General features: G+C 53.0%; 15 protein-coding genes and 3 tRNA genes. 10 read left to right on the forward strand and 8 right to left on the reverse strand.

Annotated features, from left to right (window positions below; genetic code table 11):
• Window positions 1-572: 572 nt before the first annotated feature.
• Complete coding sequence (syd, locus tag NR302_RS15050; protein WP_258143823.1) at window positions 573-1,121, reverse strand: SecY-interacting protein; 549 nt, start codon at window positions 1,119-1,121, stop codon at window positions 573-575.
• Window positions 1,122-1,183: 62 nt separating this feature from the next.
• Here syd and queF point away from each other — a divergent pair, with 62 nt between their 5' ends.
• The 3 genes from queF (at window position 1,184) to xni (ending at window position 4,373) form a co-directional block, all read left to right on the forward strand.
• A complete protein-coding gene (queF, locus tag NR302_RS15055; RefSeq protein ID WP_154192343.1) occupies window positions 1,184-2,029 on the forward strand; it encodes an NADPH-dependent 7-cyano-7-deazaguanine reductase QueF in 846 nt (281 codons plus the stop codon).
• 182 nt (window positions 2,030-2,211) lie between these two features.
• Entirely contained in the window at window positions 2,212-3,576 is a 1,365-nt protein-coding gene (gene ppnN, locus NR302_RS15060; protein WP_154192345.1) for a nucleotide 5'-monophosphate nucleosidase PpnN, read from the forward strand.
• Window positions 3,577-3,614: 38 nt separating this feature from the next.
• Window positions 3,615-4,373, forward strand: a complete 759-nt coding sequence (xni, locus tag NR302_RS15065) for a flap endonuclease Xni (RefSeq protein WP_258143824.1) — start codon at window positions 3,615-3,617, stop codon at window positions 4,371-4,373.
• Between the two features lie 338 nt (window positions 4,374-4,711).
• Here the strand turns inward: xni and rlmM are convergent, their stop codons facing one another.
• The 4 genes from rlmM to NR302_RS15085 all read right to left on the reverse strand — a co-directional run bounded on the left by rlmM (window position 4,712) and on the right by NR302_RS15085 (window position 7,735).
• Entirely contained in the window at window positions 4,712-5,812 is a 1,101-nt protein-coding gene (gene rlmM, locus NR302_RS15070; protein WP_258143825.1) for a 23S rRNA (cytidine(2498)-2'-O)-methyltransferase RlmM, read from the reverse strand.
• A complete protein-coding gene (locus NR302_RS15075; protein WP_008109570.1) occupies window positions 5,805-6,200 on the reverse strand; it encodes a DUF423 domain-containing protein in 396 nt (131 codons plus the stop codon). The genes rlmM and NR302_RS15075 overlap by 8 nt, the downstream gene beginning before the upstream one ends.
• A 49-nt stretch (window positions 6,201-6,249) precedes the next feature.
• Window positions 6,250-7,167: a transcriptional regulator GcvA gene (locus NR302_RS15080; protein ID WP_008109573.1), complete on the reverse strand. Its 918-nt coding sequence runs from the start codon at window positions 7,165-7,167 to the stop codon at window positions 6,250-6,252.
• A 343-nt stretch (window positions 7,168-7,510) separates the two neighbouring features.
• Window positions 7,511-7,735 (reverse strand): YgdI/YgdR family lipoprotein, encoded by a 225-nt coding sequence (locus NR302_RS15085; protein ID WP_008109575.1) that lies wholly within the window; start codon window positions 7,733-7,735, stop codon window positions 7,511-7,513.
• Between the two features lie 206 nt (window positions 7,736-7,941).
• Here NR302_RS15085 and csdA point away from each other — a divergent pair, with 206 nt between their 5' ends.
• Both csdA and csdE read left to right on the forward strand, forming a co-directional pair.
• A complete protein-coding gene (gene csdA, locus NR302_RS15090) occupies window positions 7,942-9,147 on the forward strand; it encodes a cysteine desulfurase CsdA (RefSeq protein WP_154155405.1) in 1,206 nt (401 codons plus the stop codon).
• Between the two features lie 4 nt (window positions 9,148-9,151).
• On the forward strand, window positions 9,152-9,607 hold the full coding sequence (csdE, locus tag NR302_RS15095) for a cysteine desulfurase sulfur acceptor subunit CsdE (protein ID WP_258143826.1): 456 nt from the start codon (window positions 9,152-9,154) through the stop codon (window positions 9,605-9,607).
• Here csdE and tcdA read toward each other — a convergent pair.
• Together tcdA and mltA are read right to left on the reverse strand one after the other, a co-directional pair.
• Window positions 9,595-10,401, reverse strand: a complete 807-nt coding sequence (gene tcdA / locus NR302_RS15100; protein ID WP_258143827.1) for a tRNA cyclic N6-threonylcarbamoyladenosine(37) synthase TcdA — start codon at window positions 10,399-10,401, stop codon at window positions 9,595-9,597. The two genes, csdE and tcdA, sit on opposite strands and share 13 nt — an antisense overlap.
• 28 nt (window positions 10,402-10,429) lie before the next feature.
• Window positions 10,430-11,578, reverse strand: a complete 1,149-nt coding sequence (gene mltA, locus NR302_RS15105) for a murein transglycosylase A (RefSeq protein ID WP_008109581.1) — start codon at window positions 11,576-11,578, stop codon at window positions 10,430-10,432.
• A 204-nt stretch (window positions 11,579-11,782) separates the two neighbouring features.
• On the opposite strand from mltA, the gene NR302_RS15110 reads away from it, so the two are divergent.
• From NR302_RS15110 to NR302_RS15125, 4 genes are all read left to right on the forward strand, one after another.
• Window positions 11,783-11,859, forward strand: a tRNA-Met gene (locus tag NR302_RS15110).
• A 53-nt stretch (window positions 11,860-11,912) separates the two neighbouring features.
• Window positions 11,913-11,989: transfer RNA gene (locus NR302_RS15115), tRNA-Met, on the forward strand.
• 51 nt (window positions 11,990-12,040) lie between these two features.
• Window positions 12,041-12,117, forward strand: a tRNA-Met gene (locus NR302_RS15120).
• A 274-nt stretch (window positions 12,118-12,391) separates the two neighbouring features.
• On the forward strand, window positions 12,392-13,957 hold the full coding sequence (locus NR302_RS15125; RefSeq protein WP_258143828.1) for an Ig-like domain-containing protein: 1,566 nt from the start codon (window positions 12,392-12,394) through the stop codon (window positions 13,955-13,957).
• A gap of 51 nt (window positions 13,958-14,008) precedes the next feature.
• On the opposite strand, the gene amiC is transcribed toward NR302_RS15125, so the two are convergent.
• Window positions 14,009-15,244, reverse strand: a complete 1,236-nt coding sequence (amiC, locus tag NR302_RS15130) for an N-acetylmuramoyl-L-alanine amidase AmiC (RefSeq protein WP_154155401.1) — start codon at window positions 15,242-15,244, stop codon at window positions 14,009-14,011.
• Window positions 15,245-15,477: 233 nt separating this feature from the next.
• Between amiC and argA the strand changes: the two genes are divergently transcribed.
• On the forward strand, window positions 15,478-16,806 hold the full coding sequence (argA, locus tag NR302_RS15135) for an amino-acid N-acetyltransferase (protein WP_007891884.1): 1,329 nt from the start codon (window positions 15,478-15,480) through the stop codon (window positions 16,804-16,806).
• Window positions 16,807-16,842 lie beyond the last annotated feature (36 nt).

Consider the following 16,842-nt stretch of genomic DNA (forward strand, 5'->3'; position numbering starts at 1 on the left):
AATTGGGCGGCAAGCATACCATCAGTCACGCCCGGCGCAAAAATGGCATAAAAAAAGGGAGCACTGTGATTACAGTGCTCCCGGTTTTCGTTTGCAGCATTCCAGCTACTGCTGTGCTCCCTGCTCATCCATGACAACTTTTCCTGCGCTTTCCGTCGCTTGTCATCATGACATTGGTCCTTAGCATCCTGGCCCGCCACATTCCGCGTGGCTCTCATTCTCCGTCCTGGAGGTGTCCCTGACTCAATCCTGAGTGTCCTGCTTCGTCCTGAAGCCTTCCTTGTGCCGTAAACTCCGTTACGTTCCTGCCTCATGGCTGACATTCTCCTGAACGTCTCTTAATCCCCAGCATCCTGCCAGTGGTGACTATTCTCCCAGAAACCATCGCAATAACAAGCCAGTAAGAAGCGTTAATGGATTAAGCCCTGTCTTAATTTTCAGATTGATGCCATAAGTTCATGATTCACAATATTTTTACATTTACGGCTTCCAGAAGTCTGCACGATGATCTAGCGATCTCTCACACGAGACGTGAGAGATCTCTCACAAAGCGCAGCCTGAAAATCTGCAAATCACTGAGTAACCGGTTGTAAAGCATTAAGAAATGTCTTAACGGATGGCGCCAACACTTCACGCTTTTTAGTGCCAGGCTCCTCCAGAATGACCTCACCGGTAAGATTGCACAGCGCAATCACATCATTCTCTGAATCGGTGGTGGCAATAAACAAAGTTGGTGCCTGTCTTAAGCGGCGCTTCATAACCAGATGGCCAATCAGGTTCTCTTGCAGGCGGGTAAAATCCGCTTCACTCCATACCTGCAGCAGGGTAATTGGTCGCTGTTCTAAGGTTGCCGTCATATCGCCGGCAAATTGCGTGGTGTAAAACGCACTGATTTCCGGTTGCAGTTGCAGATCCAGTGCACGCTCTACCGCTTCAAGCGTGGCCGGTAACGTAAACGGCTGCGGCTGCCACAACACGCGGTCATCCAGCGTGCTGATGATGCAGTCGGAGGGAACGCCAAGCAGATCGGCGCTGGCGGGAAAATGTCCGGTTTGTTGCTGCCAATGTTCAACGTAGCGGGCGGTAAAATCACGCAGAGCATCTACGGTTTGCTGCATCATTCATATTCTCGCAGGTGTTAGGTTACACTTAACCACTTTGATGAAATTTAGTGGTAACCGTTATGTCTTCTGAAAACCGGGATCAGGCATTAAGCGGCCTGACCTTAGGTAAGCCCACGGCTTATGTCGATCGTTACGATAACACGCTGCTGCAATCCGTGCCGCGCAGCCTGAACCGTGAGCCGCTTGGGCTGTATCCCGATAATCTGCCTTTTACTGGCGCAGATATCTGGACGCTATACGAACTCTCCTGGCTCAACAGCAAAGGCGTTCCGCAGGTGGCGGTGGGCGAAGTAGTGCTGCGCGCCGATAGCCAAAACCTGATCGAGTCGAAGAGTTTCAAGCTCTATCTTAACAGCTTTAATCAGACAGTTTTCGCCGACTGGGGCGAAGTGCGCCAGACGCTAGAGCGCGATCTCAGCGCCTGCGCGAACGGTCAGGTCAGCGTGGCCCTGTTTCGTCTCAGCGAAGTGGAAGGCCAGCCAATTGGCCACTTCACTGGCGAAGTGATTGATGAGCAGGATATCGAAATCCACGATTACGCCTTCAACGCAGATTATCTGGCGCAGGCCGCAGGCCGCGAGATGGTTGAAGAAACGCTGGTTAGCCATCTGCTGAAATCAAACTGTTTAATCACCAATCAGCCCGATTGGGGCTCGGTAATGATCCGCTACAAAGGCCCGCGTATCGATCGTGAAGCGCTGCTGCGATATCTCATCTCATTCCGTCAGCACAATGAGTTTCATGAGCAGTGCGTTGAACGCATTTTCAACGATGTTCAGCGCTTTTGTCAGCCAGAAGCATTAACCGTTTATGCACGTTACACGCGGCGCGGCGGTCTGGATATTAATCCGTGGCGCAGTAACGTGCCATTCTCTCCCGGTTTTTCCCGCCTGGTTCGCCAGTAGCAGATTGCGAGACGCCTCGCAGGCCGCTGCACGGATGCGCGGTTCCTCTTGAGCATTCACGGCGGACAACGTTACTCTGTTGAAGGCGCGATTGAAGCATGCGCGACCAGGGATTTTCGTCGCTGCGTTAATAAGTTAAGCGCAGCGTCATCAGCCACGCATTTGCGTGTAAAGGAGTTCTCTTGATTACACATATCAGCCCGCTTGGCTCGATGGATCTGCTCTCCCAGCTTGAAGTCGACATGCTGAAGCGCACTGCCAGCAGCGACCTTTATCAGCTGTTTCGTAACTGCTCACTTGCGGTACTCAACTCAGGTAGCCAAACCGACAGCAGCCAGGAATTACTTTCCCGTTTCGAAAACTTTGATATCAACGTGTTGCGCCGTGAACGCGGTGTGAAACTTGAACTCATCAACCCGCCGGAAGAGGCGTTTGTTGATGGCCGTATTATTCGTTCGCTACAGGCGAACCTGTTTGCCGTGCTGCGCGATATTCTGTTTGTGAACGGTCAACTGGCGGCGACCGAACGCTGCCAGAATGATGAACCGGAAGACTCTGCGCATATCACCAATCAGGTGTTTTCGATTCTGCGTAACGCGCGTGCGCTGCATATTGGTGAATACCCGAATACCGTGGTGTGTTGGGGCGGTCACTCGATCAATGCGGTGGAATACCAATATTGCCGCAACGTCGGCACGCAAATGGGCCTGCGCGAACTCAACATCTGTACCGGTTGCGGGCCTGGCGTGATGGAAGCCCCGATGAAAGGTGCCGCCGTTGGCCATGCGCAGCAGCGCTATCATGACAGTCGTTTTATCGGCCTGACCGAACCCTCAATCATTGCCGCAGAGCCACCGAATCCGCTGGTCAATGAGCTGATCATCATGCCGGATATCGAAAAACGTCTCGAAGCCTTTGTGCGTATCGCCCACGGCATCGTGATCTTCCCTGGCGGCGTGGGCACGGCAGAAGAGCTGCTCTATCTGTTGGGTATTTTGATGAATCCACATAACAGCGATCAGGTACTTCCGCTGATTCTGACCGGACCCAAAGAGAGCGCCGACTACTTCCGCGTGCTGGATGATTTCATCGTCAACACGCTGGGTGAAGGCGCACGCAAGCACTACAAAATCATCATTGATGATGCCGCTGAAGTGGCGCGTCTGATGAAGAAAGCCATGCCGCAGGTGAAAGAATATCGTCGCGAAACTGGCGATGCCTACAGCTTCAACTGGTCGATTCGTATCGCCCCCGAATTGCAGGTGCCCTTCCTGCCGACGCACGAGAATATGGCAAACCTGAAGCTGTTCCCGGATCAGCCTGCCGAGCTGCTGGCGGCCGATCTGCGTCGCGCTTTCTCCGGCATTGTCGCGGGTAACGTTAAAGAGATCGGGATTCGTGAAATTCGCGAGAAAGGTCCATACAAGCTGCACGGCGATGCCAATCTCATGCACCGCATGGATGAGCTGTTGCAAGGCTTTGTCGCACAGCAGCGCATGAAGCTGCCGGGCAGCGCCTACACGCCTTGCTACGAAATCATCAAATAACCCACCAGGAAGGCAGCCTGCGGGCTGCCGCTATCGCTATGTCGTTTCATCTTCTTATCATTGATGCACTCAATCTGATTCGTCGTCTGCACGCCGTTCAGGGATCGCCGTGCCGCGATAGCTGCGTTGCTGCTTTGCATCAGTTATTAGGACATACCCAGCCCACGCATGTGGTGGCGGTGTTTGATAGCCATGAGCGTCAGCCTGGCTGGCGCCATCAACTTTTGCCGGATTACAAAGCGGGTCGCCCGCCAATGCCGGAAGATCTGCATCTGGAGATGCCCGCGCTACAGGACGCCTTCCGCGCCGCTGGCGTCAGCTGTTGGGTGGCCGATTTAGACGAAGCCGACGATCTCGCCGCCACGCTGGCGGTGAAAATGGCTGATGCCGGTCATCAGGCAACGATTGTCTCGACCGATAAAGGCTATTGCCAACTGCTGGCTCCCAACATTCGCATTCGCGATTATTTCCAGAAGCGCTGGCTGGATGTGCCTTTTATCGAGCAAGAGTTTGGTGTCTCGCCCGCGCAGTTGCCCGATTACTGGGGATTGTGCGGTATCAGCAGCAGTAAAATTCCTGGCGTGCCCGGCATTGGCCCGAAAAGCGCCCGTGAGCTGTTAATGCAGTTTGGTTCGCTGGATGCGATTTATCAGCAATGGGATCAGGTGCCGAGCAAGTGGCAGGGGAAATTGCAGGAACAGCGGGAAATGGCCGAAATCTGCCGAAAAGTCTCGACGTTAAAACGGGATTTGGTATTGCAAGGCAATCTCAATACATTGAGATATAAGGCGTTGTAGGGTGCGCATTCATGCGCACCAGGTCACCATAAATGGCGACCCTACAAAAACCCAGCATATCCTGCGAAATAATTTGTGCTACAGCAAGGCGGCAAGTGCGTGAGTCCCCGGAAGCATACATCAGTATGTGACCGGGGCGAGCAAACGCAGCCAACGCCGTTGTAGCGCAAAGTATGAAGCAGGCATCCTGCGAAATAATTTGTGCTACAGCAAGGCGGCAAGTGCGCGAGTCCCCGGGAGCATACATCAGTATGTGACCGGGGCGAGCAAACGCAGCCAACGCCGCTGTAGTGCAAAGTATGAAGCAGGACCGCTGTAGCGCAAAGTATGAAGCAGGATTAGCGCTCGTCGCGACGGCCGCCCACTGCCGCCCACAACCGGCGTACGTGAACGGTCACTTCTTCGCGGTCGTGATACAGCTGACGCGCCTGAATCTGGGCATTAATGCCCTGCGCTTTCAGCGCGTCATTAATCATCGCCAGGTTCTGCGTCACTTCTTCGTAGCGCTTTTTCATGGGCAGCTTGAGGTTGAAGATCGCTTCACGGCACCAGCCATTCACCAGCCATTCGGTCATCAGGCTCGCTACGCGCACCGGTTTTTCCACCATGTCGCACACCAACCAACTGATATTGGTACGCGGCGGACGGAATTTAAAACCATCTTCGCGGCAGTGCGTGACTTGTCCGGTATCCATCAGGCTTGGCGCCATTGGGCCGTTATCCACCGCAAATACCCACATGCTGCGTTTCACCAGTTGATAGGTCCAACCGCCGGGGCAAGCGCCGAGATCGACGGCGTACATGCCGCTGGCTAAACGCTCATCCCACTCATCCGCAGGCACAAACACGTGGAAGGCCTCTTCCAGCTTGAGCGTGGAACGGCTCGGCGCATCGGACGGGAACTTCAGGCGCGGAATACCCATGTAGAACGGCGAGTTGTTTTCCGGCAGCGAATAGCCAACGTAGCAGGTGCCCGGCGCAATAAAGAACACATGCACCACCGGACGCTTCGGCGTTTCGTAATTAAGCAGGATTTTGCTTTCACGCAGGCTGGCACGCAGCGGCACGGTTAATTTACGGCAGAACTTGGTGAGCTCTTTAGCTTCATTGGTATCCGGCACTTCAACCCGCAGTTCTCCGCCCTTCTCCACCACACCGGTCAGCATGCCGACAATCGGCGTGATGCGATCTTCTGGCGGCAAATCGCGCAGCAGCTCTCCCACCACCAGCATCTGACGAGCAAAGATCAGCTCGGCAAACGGCAGCGTTTGGATCAGCTTTTCAGCGTCTTCCTGCTGATAGCACTCATACAGCACGTAACCCGAATCATCTTTGACGCGCGGGAAACCGTAAATCTCACGCTCAGCCGCTTTCGCGCTGATTTCTGCCGCGCACTCTTTCTCAAATCCCGGACGGCAATAGAGTAAAACTTTATTCATGGCGATCTGCCTTTCGTTTCAGACGCAGTGCGCCAATCAACATCAAGAACCAGCCAATAAGGAAGCACAAGCCGCCCACTGGCGTAACAAAAACCCAAAACTTCATGTGCGACAGCGCCAGACAATAGAGGCTGCCACTGAACAACACGGTACCCAGCGCCATCGCGGCGCTACTCCAGTAAAACCAGATATTGGCGCGGCGCAGCATGGCGGCACCCAAGCCGATCACCGCCAGCGTGTGATACGCCTGATATTCGAGGCCGGTATGTATCCACGCCATTTCGGCCGGGCCAAGCGATTTGCTCAGCACATGCGCCCCGAAAGCACCAAACGCCACCAGTAAAAATCCACTGATAGCAGCAAAAACAAACATGGCACGACTGGACATCAAAGAATCCTCAAGGTAGTGCGCACATCACTGTGCAGCCATCGATGCATTAGTGATCGTAGCGAAAACGGAATTTTTCTTGTTCATTGGCCGCTTTTTCCAGGATCCACTGACGAAAGGCGGCTATTTTACCCAGTTCTGCCTGGCTGTCATGACAAACCAGATAAAAAGCATTTTTACTGACTAATACGTCATTAAAAGGACACACCAGGCGACCGGCTTCAATCTCACTCTGCGCCATCACATTATTCGCCAGCGCCACGCCCTGACCATGAATCGCCGCCTGCAATACCATGGCGCTGTGACTGAAGATCGGGCCCTGTTGCACATTAATGTGCTGCAAACCCAGCTGGCGCGTATAGGATTGCCAGTCGCGGCGCGATGCATCATGCAGTAGCGTGCAGTGCGCCAAATCAGCCGGTGATTTGAGCGGATTGTCGCCGGTCAGCAACATTGGTGAGCAGACCGGCAGCAAATATTCGGCATACAATTTCTCAACCCGCAGGCCTGGCCAATTGCCGCGACCGTAGAAAATCGCCACGTCGACGTCGTCCGCCAATTTCTCCTCATCGCGGTCCACCGCCTGGATACGCACGTCGATGCCCGGATAAGCCATATTAAAGCTGGAAAGGCGAGGCACCAGCCACTGAATGGCGAAACTCGGCAGCAAACTGACGGTAAGCGCACCTTTGGCGCTGCGCGCCTGCAACTTGCGCGTGGCATCGTTTAGGGCTGAGAAAATCTCCTTGATGTCTAAGTAGTAGCTTTGACCTTCTTCCGTCAGTAAAAGCGAACGATTCCTCCGGCGAAACAGCTTTAAACCTAAGAAATCTTCCAGAGATTTGATCTGATGGCTGACAGCAGCCTGGGTAACAAACAGCTCTTCAGCGGCTTTGGTGAAGCTCAAATGACGGGCAGCAGCATCGAAGACGCGTAAAGCATTGAGCGGCGGAAGGCGTTTAGACATGGTTTTCCGTATCCGGATTGACAAGGTAATACTTCAACTTATACAAAGTCGCTACGTATTAGTTTTTTTAATCCGAGACATTATAATTTGTCCGTTGAGGAAGCTCCAGCAAATACCTATAGTTGCCGCACTTCCTGAGCCGGAACGAAAAGATTTCTGGAAACGTGCGAGAGATCGCAGACTTTTGGAGAGCTTTTGGCTTGTGGTCGTGATGTTGTGTTTGCATTTTGATCTGCCGCTTGCAGATCAAGCTTTTAATTCCTGTAGATTTACCCTGTCTGTCCATAGTGATTTTAAATAGCACCGCAAATTGCGGTGCTTTTTTTTTATCTCTTACTGCCGTTTACTGCCCCATCTCTACCATCTCTTTGACGTCAGAGCGGTTAATCTGCTGCTTATTGCCATTGGCATCCTGATAGCTGATCATACCGGTTTCGTCATCAACTTTAGGTTTGCCATCGGCGACGATGGTGCGACCATCGTTAGTGTGCATCACGTAATTGCTGGAACATGCGGACAGGGTAAAGGCCAGAGTACATACGGCCAGCACTGCGGTGAGTTTATTCATCTTCTATCTCCTTGCAGATTGATTGCATTAAACCACCCGCATGCGCTCACCAAAGGTAGCGCCAGTGAAATCGACTGTGAATAGCGATGCGTTATGCGGGTTTCGGTTCAAACCTTGCAATAATTAGCATAACGCGCTTTTCCAGCTTTGCCAGGCAACGGGCCAGCTTTCAGCCTGGTCCTAATATGATTAACAGTGGGCTGAGTATGACCATTTTTTCCCCAGGCGCCTTCCGCCAGCAGTTCCCCGCAATGAGCGATGCCGGTATCTACCTCGATAGCGCCGCCACTGCGCTCAAGCCGCAGGCGGTGATCGACGCAACCGCACAGTTCTACAGCTTAAGCGCTGGCACCGTGCATCGCAGCCAGTTCGCTGCCGCCCGCGCGCTGACGGAAAAATACGAACAGGCGCGCGGTTTAGTGGCGCGCTGGCTCAATGCTGCGGACGATCGGCAGATTGTCTGGACGCGTGGCACCACCGAAGCGATCAATCTGGTGGCGAACAGCTGGTTGGCACCGCGACTGCAAGCTGGCGATGAAATCGTGGTTAGCGAAGCCGAGCACCACGCCAATCTGGTGCCGTGGTTGATGGTGGCAAAAGCGGCGGGCGCGAAAGTAGTGAAATGGCCGCTGGGCGCCGATCGTTTGCCGGATATCGCGCAGCTGCCGACGTTGCTCAATTCACGCACCCGATTGTTAGCCGTTGGCCAGATGTCGAACGTCACCGGCGGCTGTCCGGATCTGGCGCAGGCGATCCGTTTAGCCCATGACGTCGGCGCCAAAGTGATGGTTGATGGTGCACAAGGCGTGGTGCATTGTCCGCCGGATGTGCAGGCGCTGGATATTGATTTCTATGCTTTTTCAGGCCATAAACTTTACGGCCCGATGGGCATTGGCGTGCTGTATGGCAAGGCGGAATTGCTGGAGGCGATGGATCCGTGGCAAGGCGGCGGCAAAATGCTGACGCAGGTCGATTTTAACGGTTTCACGCCGCAGCCGGTGCCGTGGCGTTTTGAGGCTGGAACGCCTAACGTTGCGGGCGTGGTGGGTTTGAGTGCAGCGCTGGAGTGGCTGGCGCAACATGATGGCAAAAAGGCTGAGATGTGGAGCCAGCAACTAGCAAGCCTGGCAGAAGAGCAGCTGAGCGAGATCCCCGGTTTCCGCAGCTTCCGCTGTGGCAATGCCAGCCTGCTGGCGTTTGATATTGCCGGTATTCATCACAGCGACATCGTCACGCTGCTCGCCGAGCACGGCATCGCGTTACGCGCCGGACAGCACTGCGCGCAGCCGCTGATGGCGGCGCTTGGCGTCACCGGCACGCTGCGCGTCTCGTTCGCCCCCTATAATAATTTGCAGGACGTGGATGCGCTGGTGCGCGCCATGCGCCATGCCGTCGACTTACTGAGTGAATAAGCCCATGACATCAACTCTGCTCGCCCCGCATCCGTTCGGCGATCTGATTACCGCAGCCAGCCTGACGGAAAAATTCACCCATTTCCATCAGTGGGAAGATCGTTATCGTCAGTTGATCCAGCTCAGCCGCCAGCTGCCTGCGTTAGCGGAGGAGTTGAAAACGCCGGATATTGAGCTCACGGGCTGTGAAAATCGCGTGTGGCTCAGCAGCCAATTGTTGAACAACGGCACGCTGCACTTTTATGGCGACAGCGAAGGACGCATCGTACGTGGATTGCTGGCGGTGTTGCTGACGGCGGTGGAAGGCAAAACGCCAACCGATTTGCTACTGCAAGATCCGCTGGCGTTGTTTGATACCTTAGGGCTACGAGCACAGCTGAGTGCGTCGCGCAGCAGCGGCTTACAGGCGCTGGCGGATGCGGTGCAACGCGCTGCACGTCAGCATACTCAGGCCGTTTGACGCGCCGCCTTCGCCAGAAACTTCTTCAACGCATGGGAAACCGCCGCAAACCCGAAAGTGGCGGTAACCATGGTTGCCGCGCCAAATCCGGCGGCACAATCCATACGTTTCGGCCCTTCTGCGGTGGAGCGTGAAGTACACACGCTGCCGTCCGGCTGCGGATACATCAGCGCTTCCGTCGAGAATACGCAGTCGATACCGAGCTTGCCTTTGCTGTTCTTCACCACGCCGAAATCCCCTTTCAATCTTTCACGCAGCTTAGCGGCCAGCGGATCCTGAATGGTTTTCGCCAGATCGCTAACCTGGATCTGCGTGGGATCGATCTGGCCGCCCGCGCCGCCGGTGGTAATCAGCGGGATCTTGTTGCGACGACACCAGGCAATCAACGCGGCTTTGGGCCGCACGCTATCAATCGCATCAATCACGTAGTCGAAACCCGCCGATAACAGTTCGGCGGTATTCTCCGGCGTGATGAAGTCATCGATACAGATCACTTCGCATTCCGGATTGATGGCGCGCATACGTTCCGCCATCACTTCTGTTTTCGCCTGGCCCACTTTGCCCTGCAGCGCATGGATCTGGCGGTTGGTATTGGTGATACAGACATCGTCCATATCAATCAGGGTGATTTTACCGATGCCGGTGCGCACCAGCGCTTCCGCCGCCCATGAACCTACGCCACCAATACCAATCACGCAAAAATGCGCGTCGGCAAAACGCTGTAGCGCGTCCTGCCCATAGAGACGCGCCGTGCCGCCAAAACGTTGTCGCCAGGCGTCGCTTACTACTGTCATAACCAAACCTTTCCGCTAAAACGGGACCTTAATTAGAACCTAACAGCAGCGAACCGTTGTTGCCATTTTGTGGGTTGCTGAACACCGGCTGACCGGTGCCCGGCGCGGCTTTCAGCACCCAGACGCGACCATAATGGTTGTAGAAACCTGCCAGATGCGCCGCATCCGGGCCAACGCCCTGATAGATATCGAAGTGCTGGCCTTTAATCGCGCCGCCCACGTCCAACGCCACCATCAGGCGCATCTCATATTTGCCATTGAACTTGCCTTTCTCGTTCAGCTGCGGCACTTCCGCTAACAGCACGGTTCCGGCTGGAATCAGTGAACGATCGGAGGCAACAGAGGCTTTGGCAATCAACGGGACCGCGCTGGCACCGCGTACCGGCACATACTCTTCCGGCTTAAAGAAGACGAAGGATTGGTTGGTTTCCAGCACCGAACGCACTTCCTGTGGCGAATGCTCTTGCGCCCACTGACGAATCGCCTGCATCGACATATCTTCACGCTTCACTTCACCGCGATCGATCAACTCTTTACCAACGCTGTGGTAAGCCCAGCCATTTTTGCCGCCGTAACCAAAGAAGCGCAGCGGACGACCATCACCAAAATCAACGTAGCCGCTGCCCTGCACATCCATCATGAAGTTATCGATCAGCGAGTTGCTGTAGGCAATGATGTAGCGATCGTCGAGCCCACCACTATATATAGAAGCGCGACTCGGCAGCTTCTGTCCGCGCGGACGCGGCGGCATACGATAAATCGGATACTGGAACTCGCCCTGACGGGTATAACGCGCTTCCACGACCGGCGTGTAGTAGCCGGTGAATTGCACGTTACCGTAATTGTCGGTGCCTTCCATCTGGTAGGCATTCAAACCAAACTGATTAAGCTGACGCGTATCGGCGCCGGACAGCAGCCAGTTTTGCACCGCGCTGTAGGTGCCGTTGTTGCGCCCAAACAGGCCAGACGAGGCGGTTTGAATCTGCACCACCTGATCGCCAAAGTCCTTACCGTTCACCGGACGCCCTTTGGCGTTCGGCTGATTGACCAGCCCGAGCGGTTGCTCCAGCTTGCCATCAATATACTGTTGACCGCGATCGGTCGGTTTAGAACTACAGCCCGCTAACAGCGCGATAAATGCGCCAGTAAGTGCATACTTCGCCCAATGTCCTTTCATAACCTTCTCTTTTTATCGATTGTTTGCCCGGCGAAGATAGCAAAGGGACAGAGAGATTGAAATCTGCCCTAAGCGGTCACGCTCACATCTGTACAATAATTCGCCCGATGGCGAGTTTATTCATCAACTGACTGTAAATTTGGCGTTTTGTCTCAAAAAGGGGTTGCATCGCCGCGCGTCCAGAGTATAGTGCGCATCCACGGACGCGGGGTGGAGCAGCCTGGTAGCTCGTCGGGCTCATAACCCGAAGGTCGTCGGTTCAAATCCGGCCCCCGCAACCAATTCTTCTTAAATGAAGAGACAATGTGAAGTGTCGTGTAACGCGTCAGTCGGACGCGGGGTGGAGCAGCCTGGTAGCTCGTCGGGCTCATAACCCGAAGGTCGTCGGTTCAAATCCGGCCCCCGCAACCAATTGTCTTAAGAAGAATACAATGTGAAAAGTCGCTTAATGCGACAGACGGACGCGGGGTGGAGCAGCCTGGTAGCTCGTCGGGCTCATAACCCGAAGGTCGTCGGTTCGAATCCGGCCCCCGCAACCAATAATTTAAACACCTTAACGGGTGTTTTTTTGTTTTTACGAATGCCCTTCATCATCCTCAACACTCCTCTTTTTCTCTTTCTTCAATTCACTCCAACACATTTATTATCCTAAAAATTTCTTAAACAGCCTGATTTGTTTAATTAAAAACAACACTCTAAACATTTTAGTTAATTTTTATCGGGACAAATCTCAATCTCCCCAGCCTGAATAATTTACATACTTCTGGCATAGATAACACAAGGTGTGTTGTCATGACACAGTGAGAAATAAAAATGGCTTATACTAATGGATATAAATATTCCGGTTATTATCAAACACAGTTCGGTTGGAAGCCATATATTCCAAATGGTACAGTCTATCTCGATGACATTAGCCATAAAGTAGACTCTCTATGGTCATCTATTAACCCTGGTGCAGTTGATAACACCGGTACACTATCATTGTCAGGATTTGCCAATGGATATAAAAAAATTGAAATTTATGACAATGGCAAGTTAATCAAAACCGTTGAATCAAACAAGTTAGGCGTGTGGGTTGCTGATTTGTCAGATGTGCTTAATGCTGGACCTCACAACTTCACCATTAAGCAAGAAGGTTTCGGTTTTTCAGGCGGAGAACCTATTCACATTGTGGTTCAGGGAAATAATGGCCCTATTCCCGTTGAAATAACTCAAGTTTATGATGATGTCGGCATTCATAAAGGTATCATTGAGCAAGGCAAAACCACCGATGATTCACGTCCAACCTTTAGCGGAAAAGGTCCTGCAAACTCGCTGGTAACGCTTGTCAATGAAAGCAACAATGTTATTGCCCAGGGCTACAGTGATAACTATGGCAACTGGAAGATCACACCAGAATTTGATATTGCTGATGGCAGCCATAATATCCGCGCATTCGTTAATGGCAAATTTAGCTCAGATTTCAATATCACCATTGATACCGCGCCTGCTCAATATCCTGTAACGTTCACGGGTGCTTTTGATTATTTAACAGCAAGCACTATTCCTGAGAATGGTGTTACCAGCGATTCACGCCCAGGTTTTTCAGGTAAAGCATCACCTAACTCTTATGTTTATTTATTCATTGAAGGCAGTAATGAACCGATTGGTGGATCGGTTTCTAATGCGTCTGGTAGCTGGACCATTACACCATTTAAAGATCTGGCAGCAGGCACACACACTTTTGAAGTTCGAGTGAATGGTGAAACCGCTAAATATACATTGACCATCGGTGCAGATTCTTCAATTGAGCAACCGCTGGTGATTGATCATCTCATTGACGGTCAATCATTCGATATCATCCCTGAGAATGGTCAGTCTTCAGATACCACTCCGTGGATCAGTGGTAAAAGTGAGCCTTTCGCGAATGTTGTCTTATTAGAAGGTTCAAAATTCATTGGTTATGCGCAGGCTGATGCCAGCGGTAAATGGATTTATGAAATAAGCAGTGAGCTTGAAGCGGGTCAACATCTCCTGACCGCACACTCAAATAACCAGGTTAGCGAGCCATTCGCCTTCAGCATCGCGGCACCGCAGGCATCCGGTGGTTACTGGGGTTGGGGCAGCTTTAGCGTTAATGCGGTTACCGATGTTTATGACACTAATGACCAGCCAGAAATCGCTGCCGGTAAAGCATTCAACCAATTCTCTCTGAATGAATTGTTGATCAACGAAGAAGCATCGCTCTTCGCCGAGATCAGCGAGCAGCAAGAAGCACCAGCACTGATTCTGACCCAGGCAGAGTTGAGCACAGAAAGCCTTTCTACCGGCGTAGAACTTAACTCAGATTCCTTCACATCATCAATCACGGAAGAACCGCAGCACACGCAATACGCGTAAGTCCCGGTTTGAATGAAACTCAACGGATGGCATATGCCATCCGTTTTTTCATTATCTATGCGCCAGCGCCGCACCCTTATCAAAATACGCCTTAATCCCATGCAGAATCGCCTCAGCTACCTGATGCTGATAGCGCGACGTGCGCAACTTGCGCTCCTCTTCCACATTACTGATAAACGCGGTTTCCACCAGAATCGAGGGAATATCCGGCGCTTTCAGTACGGCAAATCCCGCTTGATCGACCGTGCGCTTGTGCAGGTGATTGATATGCCCCATGCGCGACAGCACCTCTTTACCAAACTTCAGGCTGTCGCTGATGGTTTGCCGCTGCACCATGTCGAACATGGTATGGTCGAGATAGCGATCGCCGCTCATGCTGACGCCGCCAATCAAATCGGCTTCATTCTGCGTTTGCGCGAGGAAGCGTGCCGCTGCAGAGGTAGCGCCGCTGGTTGAGAGCGCAAACACCGATGAACCGCGTGCGGCTCGGCTGGTGAAGGCATCGGCGTGGATCGAGATAAACAGATCCGCGCGCTGCTTACGCGCTTTTGCTACGCGGACACGCAGCGGGATGAACACATCCTCATTGCGCGTCATATAGGCTTTCATGTTGCGCTCTTTATCGATCAGCGCCTTCAGATAGCGACCAATCTTCAACACGATATCTTTCTCACGCGTTTTGTATTTGCCATGCGCGCCAGGATCTTCACCGCCATGTCCGGGATCGATCATGATGATAATCGGGCGATCGCGCCCTGCTTTCCCAGGCAGCGCCGCCTGCACCGGCTGATCGCGCTCCAGATCGCCCTGATTGTAATCCTGCAGTAATGCCAGTAGCGGATCCTCTTCCCGTGATTGCTGATTGGGATAGAGATCGACCACTAAGCGGTGCTTGATGCCCGCCACCGGCGCCAGGGTGAAAGTCTTAGGTGCCGTGCTGCGCTTCAGTTCCAGCACCAGTCGCACCGTATTGGCATCAAATTGACCCACGCGTGCAGTTTTAATGAAGGGATCGTCTACGCGCACCAGTTTATCGACCCCTTTCAGGACCGGATTGATGTGCATATTTTCGATATCGATAACCAGACGATCGGGATTACTCAGCGTGAACTGCTTGTACTTGAGGGGAACGTTGGATTCCAGTGTAACGCGGGAGTAAGTCGATGATGGCCAGATGCGCACCGCCACAATATGCTGGCTGGCAGCCAGCCCGGTGCGTGTGACGCTCAGCATTAATAGTGCGCCTGCGCCCTGTAATAATCGTCGTCGTGTGAAAGCTTCGGACATGCCGCTCCAACTGCTGTGTTATGTCTAAAAAATCGTCACTTGATGGCAAGAAAGTGAAAACTTTGTTCGATGAGAATTGTCTTGTCTTGCCGGAAAAACCAGATAATGCAGGCTGTTAGCGCGTGTTGCATCAGGAAAATCGTAAAGTAACGTCAGGCCCGGCGCTTGCAATAAGGGGCAAAAGAGCATAAAAATACGAAAATTACGAATAAACATGCACAGAGGGCTTTGCCGTGAAGGAACGCAGTACAGAACTGGTTCAGGGTTTTCGCCATACCGTTCCCTATATAAATACCCATCGTGACAAGACCTTTGTCATCATGTTGGGTGGCGAGGCCATCGAGCATGAGAACTTCTCAAGCATCGTTAATGACATCGGTCTGCTGCATAGCCTCGGCATTCGCTTAGTGGTGGTTTACGGTGCGCGTCCGCAAATTGACGCCAGCATGGCCCAGCAACAGCTGGAACCGATTTACCACAAACACACCCGCGTGACCGATGCGCAGTCACTTGAGTTGGTGAAGCAAGCCGCAGGTCGTTTACAGCTGGATATTACCGCGCGTCTGTCGATGAGCCTCAATAATACGCCGCTGCAAGGTGCGCACATTAATGTGGTGAGCGGCAACTTCATTATCGCGCAGCCTCTGGGCGTGGATGATGGTGTTGATTACTGCCACAGCGGCCGTATTCGTCGTATTGATGAGGAAGCGATTCATCGTCAGTTGGACAACGACGCGATTGTGCTGCTCGGTCCGGTGGCGGTTTCTGTTACTGGCGAGAGTTTCAACCTGACGTCTGAAGAAGTGGCGACGCAGCTGGCGATCAAGTTGAAAGCCGAGAAGATGATTGGTTTCTGCTCTGAACAGGGCGTGACCAATCGCGAAGGCGCGATTATTTCTGAACTGTTCCCGAACGAAGCCCAGGCGCGTATCGATGAGATGGAAAGCGATGGCGATTTTCTTTCAGGCACCGTGCGTTTCTTGCGTGGCGCGGTAAAAGCCTGCCGCAGTGGCGTGCGTCGCAGCCATCTGATCAGCTATCAGGAAGATGGTGCGTTGCTGCAAGAACTGTTCTCGCGCGACGGTATCGGTACCCAGATTGTGATGGAGTCAGCCGAGCAGATTCGTCGCGCCAACATCAACGATATCGGCGGCATTCTTGAGCTGATTCGCCCGCTGGAGCAGCAAGGTATTCTGGTACGTCGTTCCCGCGAACAGCTGGAGATGGAGATTGATAAATTCACCATTATTCAGCGAGATAATTTAACCATCGCCTGTGCCGCGCTCTATCCGTTCCCGGATGAGCAGATTGGCGAGATGGCTTGTGTGGCGGTGCATCCGGATTATCGCAGCTCGTCGCGTGGCGAACTGTTGCTGGATCGCGTGGCATTGCAGGCGCGTCAGATGGGGCTGAAGAAGCTGTTTGTGTTAACCACGCGCAGCATTCACTGGTTCCAGGAGCGTGGCTTTACGCCAGTGGATATTGAGTCGCTGCCTGAGAGCAAGAAGCAGATGTATAACTATCAGCGCCGTTCAAAAGTGTTGATGGCGGATTTGGGTTAAGTGCGGTTTGTGTGATTGGTCGCCATAAATGGCGCC

It is taken from the genome of Pantoea sp. SOD02 (genome assembly GCF_024707505.1).
In the GTDB taxonomy this organism is placed as follows: Bacteria; Pseudomonadota; Gammaproteobacteria; order Enterobacterales; family Enterobacteriaceae; genus Pantoea; species Pantoea symbiotica.

Coding starts and splice junctions, on each gene's coding strand:
- syd (WP_258143823.1), bottom strand. CDS start 1,121: ATGATGCAGCAAACCGTAGATGCTCTGCGTGATTTTACCGCCCGCTAC.
- queF (WP_154192343.1), top strand. CDS start 1,184: ATGTCTTCTGAAAACCGGGATCAGGCATTAAGCGGCCTGACCTTAGGT.
- xni (WP_258143824.1), top strand. CDS start 3,615: ATGTCGTTTCATCTTCTTATCATTGATGCACTCAATCTGATTCGTCGT.
- rlmM (WP_258143825.1), bottom strand. CDS start 5,812: ATGAATAAAGTTTTACTCTATTGCCGTCCGGGATTTGAGAAAGAGTGC.
- NR302_RS15075 (WP_008109570.1), bottom strand. CDS start 6,200: ATGTCCAGTCGTGCCATGTTTGTTTTTGCTGCTATCAGTGGATTTTTA.
- NR302_RS15080 (WP_008109573.1), bottom strand. CDS start 7,167: ATGTCTAAACGCCTTCCGCCGCTCAATGCTTTACGCGTCTTCGATGCT.
- NR302_RS15085 (WP_008109575.1), bottom strand. CDS start 7,735: ATGAATAAACTCACCGCAGTGCTGGCCGTATGTACTCTGGCCTTTACC.
- csdA (WP_154155405.1), top strand. CDS start 7,942: ATGACCATTTTTTCCCCAGGCGCCTTCCGCCAGCAGTTCCCCGCAATG.
- csdE (WP_258143826.1), top strand. CDS start 9,152: ATGACATCAACTCTGCTCGCCCCGCATCCGTTCGGCGATCTGATTACC.
- tcdA (WP_258143827.1), bottom strand. CDS start 10,401: ATGACAGTAGTAAGCGACGCCTGGCGACAACGTTTTGGCGGCACGGCG.
- mltA (WP_008109581.1), bottom strand. CDS start 11,578: ATGAAAGGACATTGGGCGAAGTATGCACTTACTGGCGCATTTATCGCG.
- NR302_RS15125 (WP_258143828.1), top strand. CDS start 12,392: ATGGCTTATACTAATGGATATAAATATTCCGGTTATTATCAAACACAG.
- amiC (WP_154155401.1), bottom strand. CDS start 15,244: ATGTCCGAAGCTTTCACACGACGACGATTATTACAGGGCGCAGGCGCA.